Origin of the sequence: Streptomyces asoensis (genome assembly GCF_013085465.1) — a bacterium.
Taxonomy (GTDB): Bacteria; Actinomycetota; Actinomycetes; order Streptomycetales; family Streptomycetaceae; genus Streptomyces; species Streptomyces cacaoi_A.
On record NZ_CP049838.1, the window covers coordinates 3,584,221 to 3,599,226 of the forward strand.

Sequence of the window (15,006 nt, forward strand, 5' to 3'; positions counted from 1 at the left end):
GGCCCTGAGCGGATTCACACCTTCGGCTGTGCGCTCGTCGCGAGCGATCCGCACAGGGCCGTCGCGCCGCCCGTCGCGTAGGGGTCCGTGCCGGCCGGGCCGCCCGTCTTCGCGGTCTGGCCGGCCAGCAGGGGGCGCAGATGGTTCGTGGAGTCCTCTGCACAGGACAGCGGGCCGGCCTGGACGTAGGACACGATCAGCTGGACCTGGTGGGTGCGCAGGTCGTTGCGGTCGAAACGGAAGTGCAGCTCGCGGCGGACGGTGAAGAGGGAGACCGAGGTGTCGGCGCCCGCGTCGGCCGGCCGCAGCGCGTACACGAAGGTGTGGTCCGCGGTGACCTCGAGGGTCGCGGAGTCGGTCTCGGCGGCCTGGAGCGTGCCCTGGACGCGGATGTTGCTGTCGGCCAGCTGGGTCTGGGCGGGGTCGAAGCGGACCAGCCAGCCGGTCGGCGCGTGTCTGCCGTCGGCGGCCGGGTGGCTGAAGCTCTCGTCGAACTGGTCGAGCTGCTCGGCGGCGACCAGGGCCCGCACGGGCCGGACCTGCTGCCGGGTGAGCACCTCCGGGTAGAGGGAGGAGTGCACGATGTACTCCTTGGCCGCGGTCAGGGCGGTGACGACCTGGCTGTCGGAGAAGTGCGCGGTGCGCCGGGAGGCGGGCAGCGGGATGCCCTCGGCGCCGACACGGAACTGCGCGGCGGGACTGTGCGCGAACAGCGACTCGGGGTCGGCCGCCCCGGGCACGACGCCCTGCGGGGAGAGCGGGATGACGGTCATCCGCAGGGGCTCGACGGACCGGCGCGCCACGGGGCTCTGGTAGGGGTTGCGTACGCCCATGTAGACGGCGGTCCCGAAGGCGACGGCGATCAGCATGACCAGGATCAGTGCCTGCCGCGACAGGCCCCGGCGCCGGGGCGGTCGGCGGCGGACGGCGGGCGCGTGGTCGGCCATGCGCTCCTGCGCGGAGTACTCCTGGATGCGGGCAGCACGGACGAACGATTCGTCGAAGACGACGGATCGGTACTCGTCCTCTCCACCTCCGGGAGTGCCCTCGGGTGTCCCCTCCGGTGGGTCTCCAGGCCCGGCCATACTTTCAGAGTAGGTCGCGCGGACCCCAGGTAAACGCCCTGCCGTACGACAACTTCTGACAGGCGCTCAGGGCGTGCGCGGAACCGCCGAGACAGGTGGCTGGGAGTAGTCGGCGGATGCCGAGGGAGGCGGCACGCTCCCCTGTTCGAGACCGGTCGTGGCGGGCGACGGCAGCTGGTCCCGGCTGCCCGAGGAGGCGCCCCGGTAGACCGCGGCGAAGGCCAGCGCGACCATGCCGACGCCCATGACGAGGGCGAGCATCCAGGCGACGGGGCGATGCCAGCGGACCTGCCTGCCGTGGGCCCCGGGGACGCCGTAGCGGCGTTCCCACGCTTCGGGGAGGTCGGCGTCGTCCGGATCGTCGAGATCGGGATCATGGCCGAAATCGCCGGGTCCTTCGGAACCGTAGGCGTCGTCGTAGCGGTCGCCTCGGGCGCGGGCCCGGCGGGCCTCGGCCTCGGCTCTCGCCTCCGCGGCGGCCAGGAGGCGTTCGACGGCGGTCGGCTCGTGCACCACGGCCGCCTTGACAAATGCCTCGTCGAAGACCACGGAGGCGAACTCTTCGTCCGACACCCCGCGGTCGTGGTCGTCGTCGGGCTCCCAGCCGTCAGGGAACGGCGTACCCCCCACGTCCTCCGGCACAAATCCAGAGTAGACCTGGGGGGTCAATTTGGGCAGTCGGTAGGGAAATTCATCCGCCGGATGAGATGCCTCTCACGATGCCCCGTAGGGGGTTTCAGCGCCGTACGTGCCCGTCGCCCGTGACGATGTACTTGGTACTGGTCAGCTCCGGGAGGCCCATCGGACCCCGGGCGTGCAGCTTCTGGGTGGAGATGCCGATCTCCGCGCCGAAGCCGAACTGGCCGCCGTCGGTGAAGCGGGTGGAGGCGTTCACGGCCACCGTGGTGGAGTCGACCAACTGGGTGAAACGGCGGGCGGCCTGCTGCGAGGTGGTGACGATGGCCTCGGTGTGGCCGGAGGTCCACAGCCGGATGTGCTCGACGGCCCGGTCCAGCGAGTCGACGACGGCGGCGGCGATGTCGTAGGAGAGGTACTCCGTCTCCCAGTCCTCGGGCGTGGCCTCGACCACGGTCGCCTTCGAGTCCTTGGCATAGGCCAGCACGCGCTCGTCGGCGTGCACGGTGACACCCGCCTCCGCGAGGGCGTCGAGGGCGCGCGGCAGGAACCGGGGGGCGATGTCCTGGTGGACCAGGAGGGTCTCGGCGGCGTTGCAGACGCTGACCCGGTGCGCCTTGGAGTTGATCAGGATGTCGATCGCCATGTCGAGGTCGGCGTGGGCGTCGACGTAGACGTGGCAGTTGCCGGTGCCGGTCTCGATGACCGGGACGGTGGACTCCGTGACCACGGTCCGGATGAGCGAGGCGCCGCCGCGCGGGATGAGGACGTCGACCAGGCCGCGGGCCCGCATCAGCTCGCGCACGCTGTCGCGGCCCTCGCCGGGCACCAGCTGCACGGCGTCGGCGGGCAGCCCGGCCCCGCCGACGGCGTCGCGGATCACCCGGACGAGAGCGGTGTTCGACTCGTAGGCGGAGGACGAGCCGCGCAGCAGGACCGCGTTGCCGGCCTTCAGGCAGAGGGCGGCGGCGTCCACGGTGACGTTCGGGCGGGCCTCGTAGATGATGCCGACGACGCCGAGCGGGACGCGGACCTGGCGCAGGTCGATGCCGTTGGGGAGGGTGGAACCGCGGACGACCTCGCCGACCGGGTCGGGCAGCGCGACGACGTCCCGGACGTCCGAGGCGATGGCCCGTACCCGCTCCGGGGTGAGGGTCAGCCGGTCCACGATCGCCTCGCTGGTGCCCGCCTCACGGGCCTTGGCGATGTCCTTGGCGTTGGCCTCGACGATTTCGCTCGTACGGACCTCCAGCGCGTCCGCGATGGCGAGCAGCGCGTCGTCCTTGGCGGCCCGGGGCAGCGGCGCGAGGTCGGCGGCGGCCGCCTTGGCGCGGTAGGCGGCGCGGGTGACCGGGGACATGGAGTCGTACGGCGAGAGCGTGGTCATAAGGGAAGGGTAGTGCGCCGCGCGGGCCGGTCCACCGTTCGTTCCACACCCCGAGATGTGCCGCGAGGACACCCCCGAGGCCCGTCGGCGGGAGTGTCAGTACGGGTGGACGCCAACCGGGGTCGCCGGGGCCGGTCCGTAGCCCTCCGCGATGCGCTGGTGGTAGGTCTGGCGGTCGATAACCTCCAGGCCGACGATCTCCCAGGGGGGCAGCCCGGCGGTCTGGCGGTGCTCCCCCCACAGCCGCAGGGCGACGGCGGCCGCGTCATGCAGGTCGCGGGCCTCCTCCCAGTACCGGATCTCGGCGTGGTCGCCCGCGTATCTGCTGGTCAGGAGGAAGGGATGGTCGTGGGCGAGCTGTTCGAGGGCCCGCCGGACCTCCTTCAGCGGGGCCTCTTCACCGGAGACGCTGAGGGTGACATGCCACAGCCGGGGGACGTCCACGGGCTGCCCGCCCTTCGACTCGGCACCCTCCTGGGCCAGGTACCGGTCGCCCGCCGCCACGCTGGTCAGGGCGCGCTCCTCGCCGGGCGCGCGCGTGGGCGCCGGAGCCGCGGCGCGTGACGACGCCGGACCGGCCGTACGCGACGCCGCCGAACCGGTTTCGCCGGTACTCCCACGGGCCGCTGCCACCCCAGGGCGCACTCGTCTCACGACGGCCTCCTTTACGCAGCGCTCGTGCGGAATCTGTCCCTGGTACAAAGTTGAGCAGGCCGCACGGCTCCGCGGGGCGGTTTCACGGAACGTCCCCCACCGGTACGGACCGTTCGAGCGGGTTTACGGGTGCAGGATCACCAGGTCGTCCCGGTGGACGACCTCGCGCTCGTACTCCGCGCCCAGCTCCCGCGCCAGTTCCCTGGTCGACCGGCCGATCAGCTGGGGAATCTCCTTGGCGTCGAAGTTGACGAGGCCGCGGGCCACCGCGCGCCCCCGGGTGTCGCGCAGTTCGACGGGGTCGCCCGCGCTGAACTCGCCCTCGACGGCGGCGATCCCGGCCGGCAGCAGCGAGGTGCGCCGCTCGACGACCGCGCGCACCGCCCCGTCGTCCAGGGTCAGCGAGCCCTGCGGGGTGGAGGCGTGCTGGAGCCACAGCAGCCGGTCGGCGGAGCGCTTGCCGGTGGCGTGGAAGTAGGTGCCGGTGTCCCCGCCGGTGAAGGCGTCGGCCGCGTGGACGGCGCTGGTGAGGACGACGGGGATGCCGGCGGCGGCCGCGATCCGGGCGGCCTCGACCTTGGTGACCATGCCGCCGGTGCCGACGCCCGCCTTGCCGGTGCTGCCGATCTCGACGTGCGCGAGGTCCGCGGGGCCCCGCACCTCGGCGATCCGTGAGGTGCCCGGCCTGGTGGGGTCGCCGTCGTACACGCCGTCGACGTCGGACAGCAGGATCAACAGGTCGGCGTGGACGAGGTGGGCGACGAGGGCGGCGAGCCGGTCGTTGTCGCCGAAGCGGATCTCGTCGGTGGCCACCGTGTCGTTCTCGTTGACGATCGGGAAGGCGCCCATCGCGAGCAGCTCGTCGAGAGTGCGGGAGGCGTTGCGGTGGTGGGCGCGCCTGCTCATGTCGTCACTCGTCAGCAGCACCTGGCCGACACGGACGGCGTAACGGGCGAAGGAGGCTGTGTAGCGGGCGACGAGCAGGCCCTGGCCGACGCTCGCCGCGGCCTGCTGGCGGGCGAGGTCCCTGGGGCGACGGCGCAGGCCCAGCGGGGCGAGACCGGCGGCGATGGCACCCGAGGAGACGAGAACGATCTCTTTCTCGCCCCCGCTGCGGCTCTTGGCGAGGACGTCGACGAGCGCGTCGACCCGGTCGGCGTCGAGCCCGCCGGAGGCGGTGGTCAGCGACGAGGAGCCGACCTTGACGACGATCCTGCGGGCCTCGCCCACGGCCTGCCTTGCCCCTGCCACCTTGTTGTTCGCCCCTCAGATAGGTCAACCGCTGCCCACCTGGCAAATCTACGGGAACGGTAGCGGAGGGCGCGCAGGGTTTCACTGCGCGGACAGGGCCGCCGCCGTAGCCGTTTGCTCACTCTTTGCGTACGGCAAAAAGGTTGCACGCGTTCCCCATACGATTTGAAGAGAACACAAATTTATTTTGAAGTTTGTGTCACCTACAGTTCGCACTGTGAAGCGCATACTCCTGAGATCGGGGAAGAGCCCCTTCGACGTCGTCCCCGTCGAGGAAGCCCTCCATCGCGACGTGATAGCCACCAACTCCGGCAACCTGATCTTCAGCGATGCCGCACACAAGATCCTCACCACGCCGGACACCGAGGTCGTCTCGAACGGCATGCGGACCGATGTGAACGCGGCGGCCCGGATCAACGAGGAGTACGACGCCTTCGTCATACCCCTCGCCAACGCCTTCCGGCCGTCCTTCGAGCAGCCGCTCCAGCGGCTGACCAGGCTCATCGGGAAGCTGAAGATCCCGGTCGTGGTGATGGGCGTCGGCGCGCAGGCCGCCCTGGACCAGGACCCGACACGGCTGAAGGCCATGGAACCGACCGTGCGGGCGTTCTGCTCGGCGGTGCTGGAGCACAGCGCCTCCATAGGCGTGCGCGGCGAGTTCACCGAGAAGTACCTCACCGACATGGGCTTCCGGGACGTCGAGGTCATCGGCTGCCCCTCGATGTTCCTGCACGGCGACCGGCTCCCGGTGGAGAAGCGGGCGGCGGGACTGACCGCGGACTCGCGGATCGCGGTCAACGGATCGCACACCGCGGTGCGCACCGGGGGCCTGCACCGGATCATCACCCGCACCCACGCGCACTACCCGAACCTGCGCTACATAGGCCAGAACCTCACCGACGCGCGGCAGCTGCACTGGCGGGACGTGAACTCGCCGGCCGGCCGGATGACGCAGATGCCGACGCACCCCGACCACCCGATGTACCGGGAGGACAAGGTCCGGGTGTACGTCGACCCGGTCACCTGGATCGACGACCTCAAGGAGTACGACTTCTCCTTCGGCGGGCGTATCCACGGCAACATCGCGGCGCTGCTGGCGGGCACGCCCGCGACCGTGCTGGCCTTCGACTCGCGCACGCTGGAGCTGTGCCGCTACTTCGAGATACCGCACCGCCTGCTCAGTGAGGTGCCCGCGGACCTCGACCCGGCCGACCTGTACGAGGAGGCCGACTTCAGCGCGCTCACGGGCAACCACAAGGAGCGCTTCGACCGGTTCACCGCGTTCCTGGACAAGAACGGGCTGTCCAACACCTTCACCCACGGTGACGGTGGCGTGGCCTTCGACAAGAAGCTGCGCTCGCTGCCCTTCCCGGCGGGCGTGCGCCCCTGGAACGACACCGACCCCGCCGCGCTGACCAGCCGGTTCGGCTGGCTCCAGCAGCAGATCGCCGAACTGGACTCCCACAACGCCCAGTTGAAGCGGGACCTGGCGAAGCACCGGCCCGGCGCGAAGGCCGCGGCCAAGGCCGCCGCGGTCATCCCCGCCCCGTCGATCTACCGTCGCGCGAAGCGCGTGGTGGGCGGCCCGCTGCGTCGCGCGCTGAAGCCGGGCAAGTAGGCCCCGCCGAGCACCACCGGGCGACACCACGGCCGGGCGGCACCGCCGGGAGGCACCGCACGCGGGCTCACGCGGCCGCCGTGCCGCCCGGTCGCATCGGGCGCCGGAGTCGGCGGAGCCTGCGGCGGACCTTGCGGCTGAAGCCGCGGAAGAAGGTTTCGGTCGGGTCCTTGCGCCAGCCCGGGAAGTCCTTCGCCTCGCGGGGCTCGGCCAGGTAGATCCGGTCGGGCAGGCCGGCCGTGCGGGAGCCGTAGTGCGGATAGGCCAGGTAGAGCTGGGTGTTGCGCTTCTTCAGGACCGGAGCCGGTTCGCTCTTGGCCTTGATGAACTCGAGGACGTCCACGAGGAGTTCGGAGCGCTGCCGGGCCACCAGCTCCAGGCGCAGCCGCTCGTGGACCCGGAGCCGCTGGGCGACGCCCTCGTTCCAGTAGGCGTCCATCAGCGGCTTGGCCAGCTCCATCTTGGTGCGCCGGATCTCCTCGTCGTTCCTGAGGAAGACGGGCCCGAACTGCGGCAGCACGGTGACGAGGAAGGGGCGGACCATGAGCACGTCCCGCTTGGCGCCGGGCGGGACGAGCCGCTCCAGCAGGCCCATCAGGGCGCGCGCGGAGTCGAAGCGCAGGGTGTAACTCCCGCTCTTCGTCACATGCTTGCCGTCGGTGCGGCCCACCAGGTAGTAGCAGGTGTAGTCGGCGACCACGGAGACGCCGTCGGCCCGCAGATAGGCCTCCATCGTGAACAGGGCGTCCTCGCCGGTCCACAGCGACTCGTCGAAGCGCATGCCGTGGCGCTCCAGGAACTCCCGGCGGAACAGCTTCTGCGCGCTGAGGGTGAACTTTATGTTGGAGGAGTAGACGTCCGTACGGTCGAGGGTCTCGCCCCACATCGACTTCGGCGGCTTGCGGTTGATGCCCTCGACCCGGCCGAGGACCACGTCCGTGCCGTTGCGGTCGGCTATGGCCACCATGCGTTCCAGGGCCTCGGCGCCGAGCCGGTCGTCGGCGTCGAGGAAGAAGACATAGCGCCCGGTGGCCTTGGAGAGGCCGACGTTGCGCGGGCCGCTGGGGCCGCCGGAGTTCTCCTGGCGGATCACGGTGACGGCCATGGGCACGCGGGCGGCGAACTCCTCCAGGTACTCCCCGGTGCCGTCCTGGGAACCGTCGTCCACGGCTATGACCTCCAGGCGCGCCGCGTCCAGGGTCTGTGCCTCGACCGATGCCAGGCACTCGACCAGGTACGGCATCGCTTCGTACGCCCCGATGACCACCGTGACGTCAGGCTGCGCAGTGGTCACTTTTCCCTCTCATCACGCACCGGTTCCCTCATATGAACACTTTGGATACCCGGTAGACGATGGATGAACGGGGTGGGTTGCCTAGGTTTCGGTACGTGTCCCACATCACAGAACGCGCAAGAGGCCGGGCCCCCGGAGAGAACTCTCCGGGGGCCCGGCCTCAGGAAATACGGGCGTCAGCCAGCCGTAACGCCCTTGGCATCCTTGGGCAGTTCCGTCGCGTCGTCCGGCGCGGCGCCGACCGCGTTGTCCGCCGCGGCGGCGTGCGACTCCTGGCCGACGTTGCGTGCCTCGGCCTTCAGCGCGAGGTCGGTGACCGCGGTGTCGAACTGTTCGAGCGAGGTGGGCTCGTCGGGTCCGAGCAGGTACTCCTTGAGTTCCTTGCGGTCCTTGGCCAGCGGATCGGCGGCCGGGGCGCGGACCGCGTCCAGCAGCTGGTCCAGCTCGGCGGCGCTGTTGCTGAGGATCACCGCCGCGCGCACGGCGGTGTTCTGCCGCCTGAACTCCTCGGCGCCCAGCTCGGCGGAGTCCGCGACTGCATACGGTTTGCCGCTCGCGATGAAGTCGGAGACCACGCTGGAGATGTCCGAGACCATCGCCTCGGAGGCGTTGAAGCAGTCGTACAGGCGGGGTCCGGCGCCGGTGATCACCCGGTGCTCGAAGGAGGGGAAGGAGCGCCAGTAGGTCTCGTTCCACTCGGCGCGCAGCCGGGCGGCCTCCTCGTGCTTGCGGACGTCGACGATGCCGTCACGGCTCGTCACGGCCTCGTCGGCGCGCTCGTCGAACGCGAGGGAGAGGCCGTCCAGCCGGGCCTTGAGGCGGGTCAGTTCCGCCTTGGCCTTGGCCTCGGCCGCCGGGTCCGCGGTGAAGCGGGGGTCGCCCACGCGCTGGGCGGCGGCCTTCTTGATCAGGGCGGTGATCCGCCGGTGCGCGGCGCCCGCCTTGGCGCTGCGGGTGCCGGTGAAGGGGTGCGGCTTGTACAGGACGCGGACCGGGGGATCGGCCGCGATCAGCTTCTTCACGATGTTCTCGCCGGCCAGCAGGAGCGAGGTGTTGCCCGGGTTGTCGTCCCAGCCCTCCCAGGTGGGCGCGTACAGCACCGTCGCGATACGACCCGCGGGTGTGCCCTCCGAGGTCCTGATCGGCGCCAGCTGCGGGCGGCCGACCTCCACGATGTCCTCGTCGCGGATGCCGACGTCGGCGATGGCGTAGCGGTCGCGGCCCGCGCGGCCGGCGGTCCACACCTCGTCGTAGACCTTGCTGAACGGGTTGACGCTGGCGAGCTTGTCGCTGTCGCCGTGGCCGATGAAGACGTGCTTCATGGTCGGCACCCGCAGCAGGTGGATGTTCTTGCCGACGTTCGCGCAGTACAACGCGACCCGCACCATGGACAGGTCCATGTTCATCAGGTGCACCCCCCCGGGCACGCAGACGACAGGGACCGAGGTGGGCGCCATCTTCTCCAGGACGGTGCGCTCACGCAGGATGACCAGGGGCCGGGACTCCATCTGCTCCATGGTCTCCAGCCACATGTTGACCTGGTAGGCGGAGTCGTCGGAGCCGGAGAAGTACAGCACCGTCTGCGGCCGGTACTCGCGCAGCCAGGCGCTGACCGTGCCGAGCACCTTGTCGGCCTTCGGCGGCAGCCGCTTAGCCCGCAGATGCGGCACCAGCACCAGCACGTACAGCGCGCCCAGGCCCAGGGTGACTCCGATGCCGGCGAAGCCCGCGGCCTCGGAGTCGGTGAGCGCGCAGACGAGGAGACCCACCACGGCCGCGAGGTCGAGGTGGAGCATCTTCACGGTGGCGCGGCTCAGCAGGCGGCGCGGCGGGGCGTCCGGTATGCGCAGCCTGGAGGCCAGGTCGACGTTCCTGGTCACGACCGGCATCTGACGGCGCTTGCCGATCAGGGCGACCAGCGCGCCGTGCGGGGCCTGGAGACCGAAGAACACCGTGAAGCACGCGATCGCCGCGTAGAAGACCGGCTCCTGGGAGAGGTCGAGTCTCGCCAGCAGCAGGATCAGCAGCAGTTCGCGGACCAGGAACCGGGTGGACAGACCTGCCCGCACCTTGCCCAGGAGGGCGATGAGGCGACTGCCTTTGCGGTGGAGGTAGAGGTCCGCCAGGTACGTCACGGCGGCCGCGGCGGCGAAGGCGGGGGCGCTCGGAACGAGCGCGGCCGCCATGAGGCCGGGGTAGCCCAGCATCATGAGGACCGCCGCGGCCAGTTCGGCCGCGCTGCCCACCCGGGCCACGCGAATAGCGGTGGATATCACGGAGAAACCTGCTCTGGGAGGGGGCCGGTCATAGGTACTAAAAGTCCGGAAAATCCTTTGTGAAGGTTTCGGGAGTTTTACGGATTCAGGCCTCTGTGAATTCTCCGTGAACAGGGAGCCACAAAGGCCTGAAAATTCGATGGCTATTTACGCTGGATTATGCCATGCCATCCTGTCGGTCGAGCACTCCGGCCAGGACCTGCTCGAAGCCCGAGGCCCGGCCGACGGCCGCCGTCGGGTCCTGCTGGCGGACGTCGATCACATGCCCGGTGAGCTCGGAGAGCAGCACGTCGAGCGAGGTGCGGGCGACGGCCTCGGAGGAGAGCAGACTGCCCGCGGGCTCCTGCCCGAAGGCCTTGGTACGCATGGGCGTAGCCGTGCGCTCCGGGTTGACGCAATTCACCCGGATGCCGTCACCGGCCCACTCGTCGGAGAGCGCCTGAGTGAGATTCACCATGGCCGCCTTGGTCGAGGAGTACAGGCTGTACTCGGCACGCCCCCGGGTGTAACTGCTGGAGGTGTACAGCAGCAGCTGCCCCTTCGTTTCCGCCAGGTACTTGTACGCCGAACGTGCGATCTGCACCGGTGCCAGGTAGTTGACTTTCAGCGCTTCCTCGATGGTCGCGTTGTCGGTCTCGGCCAGCTTGCCGATGCGCAGCACACCCGCCGTGTTGACGACGTAGTCGATGCGCCCGGTCTCGCTGTACGCCTTGGACAGGGCGTCGTCGACCTCCTCCGGGTTCTCCACGTGCGTGCCGGTGGTGGAGCGGCCCAGGGCATAGACCGTGGCGCCGTAGGACTCGGCGAGCTCGGCGATGTCCTTGCCGATGCCGTAGGAGCCGCCGAAGACGACCATGGTCCTGCCGGTGAGGAGCTCGCGGTAGACCTCCTCGCCGTTCTGCTCCGGGGTGGCGGAGGAGGCCAGCTGGAAGAGCTTGTCGGCGATGAAGACGTCGACGGGCTGGGTCACCTTCATGTTGTACTCGTCACCCGCCACGACGTGGATCGGCACGTCCGGCAGATAGCGCAGCACGACGGTGCAGTCGTCGGTGGCCTGGAAATTGGGGTCGCCCGCCGCCACCTCGTAGGCCCGGCGGATGGTGGACAGCTTGAACGCCTGCGGGGTCTGACCGCGGCGCAGCCGGGAGCGGTCCGGGATCTCGGTGATGAACTCGCCGTCCTCGCCGTGCGTGCGCGTGACGATGATGGTGTCCGCGGACGGGATGGCGACGTCGACCGCCTGGTAGCGCTCCAGCGCCGTGACGCAGTCGTCGATGACCCGCTGCGAGAGCAGGGGGCGCACGGCGTCGTGGAACAGGACGTTGAGGTCCTCGCCGTCGGCCAGCCCCTCGCCCAGGGCCGCGATGGCGCGCTCGGTGGTCTCGTTCCGCGTGGAGCCGCCCTCGATGATCTTCCGGACCTTCTTGAAACCGGCCTTGGACACGATCTTCTCGATGTCCGGCACATAGCCCGGTGCCATCAGCACGATGATCTCGTCGACCGAGTCGGCCTTCTCGAAGGTGGTCAGGGTGTGCTCGATGACTGCCTTGCCGGCGATCTTCAGCAGCTGCTTGGGGATCGACAGACCCACCCGCTGACCGGTGCCACCGGCCAGGATCACTGCGGTGGTACGGGGCTTGGCTATGTGCTGGGACACAGAGGACCTACCTTGGGGCGACAGGGAACGGGGAAATGGTCCCACTTGCGGTTACCGCGATGCAAGGTGAGCGCCGTTCGCTGCAAATGTGCACGCAACCTGGCATTCACCTTGCGTCGCCGACGATTGCCTAGACACCGACGCGGCTTCCCTGGATGGTCCCGGGAAATCCTGTGAGTTACTCCACAAGAAGTATGTCATTGCCGAGAGTGACGGAGTGACACGGACAAGAGCGGCGCCGAACGGCGTCAGTGCCGCCGCAGCCGCTTGAGACAACGGTGCCCGAGAACCCGCACGAGCTCCTTCGACGAGGTCTGGTGCACCGCGCGCGCCGAGGTCCCGCCGGGCGCCGCGGCCAGCGCGGCGAGTGCCCCGTACAGGGCCTGAGCGGCCACCTCGGGAGCGATCCGGGCCTCCGCCGGCCGTTGCACCTGCACGGCGGGCTTCGGCACAGCGGACAGCAGGGCCGGGTCACCGATCACCCGTACTCCCGTCCGTTCGATCCGGTCGGCCATCTCGGCGCCGATCCCGGTGGCCGCCCGGACGGCCCAGTCGGGTGTGGAGATCCTCACGTCCTGTGAGGTGGGACTGCACGTGTTCTTCATATGCATGACCGCGCCGTTACGAACCAGTAGGGAATAGAGCTCGTCGGGGAGACCATTACCGCGAAATTCCTTGTTGAGGTTGCGCAGCATTTCGGTCTCGGCGAGGGTGAGAGAGCGATTCGCCGTGTCCGGAACGGGCTGAAGGAGATTCGCGGGCAGTCCGAGCAGCCCCTCGAAGGTGCGCATCAGCCCGCCCCGGTCCCGGTCGTCCACCACGACGACGGTGACCCGCTCGGCCCCGACCGCCCGCACCCACCGCTCGACCAGCCGGTCGTGCCGGTGCCGACGCCAGAAACTGGGGTTGGGCTTCTCGTAGGGGGCCTTGCGGAGCATGTGCTCCAGCCACTCCTCGTAGCCCATGCGCAGGCCGTTCTGCACGTACTGCTGCCACTGCGAGGGCATGATCCTCACCAGTGGGCGCAGGGTGACCAGCACCTGCACCGACTCTCCGCCGAGCTGCTCGACGATCCGCCCGGCGGTCGCGTCGTCCGGGGCGTCGGCGAAGAACTCGCTGCTGATCACGGAGGTGCGGCGGCCGGTGGCGTGCACCTGGTCCACGAGCCGCGTCCAGTGCCGCTCGGTGGGCGTGGCGTCGCCGATCATCCCGGTCCGGGAGCAGGCCGCCAGCACGGCCTGCATGGGGTGTCTGCTCTGCGCCGGGTACGCGACGCCGTACGCCGGCAGCTTCTCCTTCGCCGCGAAGAGGGCGCCCTGGATCGAGGTGGTCCCGGTCTTGTGCGGCCCTATGTGCAGCAGGCGGGTGCCGGCGGGCAGCGGGGTGGGTTTCACGAGGGCCGGGGCGCCGTCACTCGTACAGTCCGTGGGGTTCGTACAGTCCGTCTCCATGGTCAGAAGACGGTAAGAGGGGTTCCTTAGGGGACGCTGAGAGGAGCCTGGGGCACGGATGAGTCCCGGGCTCCGGTCGGCGTTTTTCACATCGGGGTTTTCACACCCGCCGTACTCCGCTCCTACCGTCGGCCACCCGCAGCTTCGCGAGCGTACGGGCGGTCGCCTTCGGCTTGAGGACGGTGTCGACGACGCGGACGGTCGCGTCGACGGCGTCGGCGCGGAGGTCGAAGAGGTGGTAGCCGCGGTGGGCGTCGATCAGCTTCCAGTGCGGGTTGTCGGCCTTCAGCGGGTCCCACTGGGCGTGGAAGGCGGCCTGGTCCTGGTCGCCGTTGCTGGAGATGGACGTGCCGACGAACTCGGCGCCGACGACGGCGGAGCCCGGGTCGGCGAAGTCCTTCCTCAGGTCGCTGATCATGCTCAGGTGCCGGTCGCCGCTGAGGACGACCGGGTTGCGGACCGAGGCGAACTCCGCCAGGAGGGCGTTGCGTTCGACCTGGTAGCCGTCCCAGGCGTCGTAGTACCACTGCTTGCCCGGACCGGCCAGCAGATCGGTCTCCGCCAGCATGATCTGCGAGGCGACGAGGTTCCAGCGGGCGCCCGAGCCGTGCAGCGAGTCGAGCAGCCACTGCTTCTGCTCGGCGCCGAGCATGGTGCGCGCGGGGTCCTGGGCGCCCGCCTGGCCGGTGGCCTGGTCGGTGCGGTACTGCCGGGTGTCCAGCACGTTGAGCCGGGCCAGCCGCCCGAACTGGAAGCGGCGGTGCATGCGGATGTGCGGCCCGTCGGGGATCGCGGTGGCCCTGACCGGCATGTGCTCGTAGTACGCCTGGTAGGCCGCGGTCAGCCGGGCCACGAAGGCGTCGTGGGTCTGCTGCGCGGGATCCTGCGGGATCTCCCCGGCGTAGTCGTTGTCGACCTCGTGGTCGTCGAAGGTGACCACCCAGGGCGCGTGGGCGTGCATACGCTTCAGGTCGGGGTCGGAGCGGTACTGGGCGTACCGGTTGCGGTACTGCGTGAGCGAGTACGGCTCGCCGCTCCCCTCGTGCCGCCGTACCGCCGAGGCCGAGGGGCCCGACTCGTAGATGTAGTCGCCGACGAAGAGGACGACGTCCGGGTCCTGCGCCAGCATGTCGGCGTACGGCGTGAAGTAGCCGTGCTGCCAGTTCTGGCAGGAGGCGAGCGCGATGCGCAGCGGGCCGCCGGAGCTGAGGAGGCCGGGCGCGGTGCGGGTGCGGCCCACCGGCGAAAGCTGGCCGCCGGCCCGGAAGCGGTACCAGTACACGCTGCCCGGACGGAGCCCTCGCACATCGACGTGAACGCTGTGCCCGTACGCGGACCGGGCCTGGGCGGTGCCCTTGCGGACGGAGCCGGCGAAGCGCGGGTCGGGCGATATCTCCCACTGCACCGGGACGGTCCGGTCGGGCATGCCGCCGCCGTTCAGCGGGTCCGGTGCGAGCCGGGTCCACAGGACGATGCCGTCGGGCAGGGGGTCTCCGGAGGCGACGCCCAGGCTGAACAGCCCGGCGGGCAGCGGCGCTTCGGCCGCGCGGGCGGTGGCGGGCAGCCACAGCTGGGCGGAGGCGGCGGCACCGACCACGGCGGCACCCGCGGTCAGGAAACGGCGACGGTCGGGGGATGCGGTTCCGTTCGCGGCGGCGCGCTCGGCGGCCATCGGTGAACTCCCTTGCCTCGCTGGT

11 protein-coding genes are annotated in these 15,006 nt (G+C 70.1%); 1 reads left to right on the plus strand and 10 read right to left on the minus strand.

Annotation, left to right across the window (positions count from 1 at the left end; all coding sequences use genetic code 11):
- Window positions 1–14 precede the first annotated feature (14 nt).
- The 5 genes from G9272_RS16020 to proB all read right to left on the minus strand — a co-directional run bounded on the left by G9272_RS16020 (window position 15) and on the right by proB (window position 4,992).
- Window positions 15–1,085 carry a hypothetical protein gene (locus tag G9272_RS16020; protein WP_171397210.1) on the minus strand — a complete coding sequence of 357 codons (1,071 nt, stop codon included), beginning with the start codon at window positions 1,083–1,085 and terminating at the stop codon, window positions 15–17.
- 66 nt (window positions 1,086–1,151) lie between these two features.
- A complete protein-coding gene (locus G9272_RS16025; protein ID WP_171397211.1) occupies window positions 1,152–1,754 on the minus strand; it encodes a hypothetical protein in 603 nt (200 codons plus the stop codon).
- Between the two features lie 67 nt (window positions 1,755–1,821).
- Complete coding sequence (locus tag G9272_RS16030) at window positions 1,822–3,108, minus strand: glutamate-5-semialdehyde dehydrogenase (RefSeq protein WP_171397212.1); 1,287 nt, start codon at window positions 3,106–3,108, stop codon at window positions 1,822–1,824.
- A gap of 96 nt (window positions 3,109–3,204) precedes the next feature.
- Window positions 3,205–3,762, minus strand: coding sequence for a hypothetical protein (locus tag G9272_RS16035; protein ID WP_253267824.1), 558 nt, complete (start codon window positions 3,760–3,762; stop codon window positions 3,205–3,207).
- Window positions 3,763–3,885: 123 nt separating this feature from the next.
- Window positions 3,886–4,992 carry a glutamate 5-kinase gene (gene proB / locus G9272_RS16040; RefSeq protein WP_171402013.1) on the minus strand — a complete coding sequence of 369 codons (1,107 nt, stop codon included), beginning with the start codon at window positions 4,990–4,992 and terminating at the stop codon, window positions 3,886–3,888.
- Window positions 4,993–5,230: 238 nt separating this feature from the next.
- Between proB and G9272_RS16045 the strand changes: the two genes are divergently transcribed.
- Complete coding sequence (locus G9272_RS16045) at window positions 5,231–6,631, plus strand: polysaccharide pyruvyl transferase family protein (protein ID WP_171397213.1); 1,401 nt, start codon at window positions 5,231–5,233, stop codon at window positions 6,629–6,631.
- Window positions 6,632–6,698: 67 nt separating this feature from the next.
- On the opposite strand, the gene G9272_RS16050 is transcribed toward G9272_RS16045, so the two are convergent.
- From G9272_RS16050 to G9272_RS16070, 5 genes are all read right to left on the minus strand, one after another.
- A complete protein-coding gene (locus tag G9272_RS16050) occupies window positions 6,699–7,925 on the minus strand; it encodes a glycosyltransferase family 2 protein (RefSeq protein WP_171397214.1) in 1,227 nt (408 codons plus the stop codon).
- A gap of 176 nt (window positions 7,926–8,101) precedes the next feature.
- On the minus strand, window positions 8,102–10,201 hold the full coding sequence (locus tag G9272_RS16055) for a CDP-glycerol glycerophosphotransferase family protein (RefSeq protein WP_253267825.1): 2,100 nt from the start codon (window positions 10,199–10,201) through the stop codon (window positions 8,102–8,104).
- A gap of 157 nt (window positions 10,202–10,358) precedes the next feature.
- The gene (locus G9272_RS16060) at window positions 10,359–11,858 is read right to left on the minus strand and encodes a bifunctional cytidylyltransferase/SDR family oxidoreductase (RefSeq protein ID WP_171397215.1); all 1,500 of its coding nucleotides are present in this window, start codon (window positions 11,856–11,858) and stop codon (window positions 10,359–10,361) included.
- 248 nt (window positions 11,859–12,106) lie between these two features.
- Window positions 12,107–13,309, minus strand: a complete 1,203-nt coding sequence (locus tag G9272_RS16065; RefSeq protein WP_253267826.1) for a hypothetical protein — start codon at window positions 13,307–13,309, stop codon at window positions 12,107–12,109.
- Between the two features lie 100 nt (window positions 13,310–13,409).
- The gene (locus tag G9272_RS16070) at window positions 13,410–14,981 is read right to left on the minus strand and encodes an alkaline phosphatase D family protein (protein WP_171397216.1); all 1,572 of its coding nucleotides are present in this window, start codon (window positions 14,979–14,981) and stop codon (window positions 13,410–13,412) included.
- Window positions 14,982–15,006 lie beyond the last annotated feature (25 nt).

Coding starts and splice junctions, on each gene's coding strand:
- G9272_RS16070 (WP_171397216.1), bottom strand. CDS start 14,981: ATGGCCGCCGAGCGCGCCGCCGCGAACGGAACCGCATCCCCCGACCGT.
- G9272_RS16020 (WP_171397210.1), bottom strand. CDS start 1,085: ATGGCCGGGCCTGGAGACCCACCGGAGGGGACACCCGAGGGCACTCCC.
- G9272_RS16065 (WP_253267826.1), bottom strand. CDS start 13,309: ATGGAGACGGACTGTACGAACCCCACGGACTGTACGAGTGACGGCGCC.
- G9272_RS16030 (WP_171397212.1), bottom strand. CDS start 3,108: ATGACCACGCTCTCGCCGTACGACTCCATGTCCCCGGTCACCCGCGCC.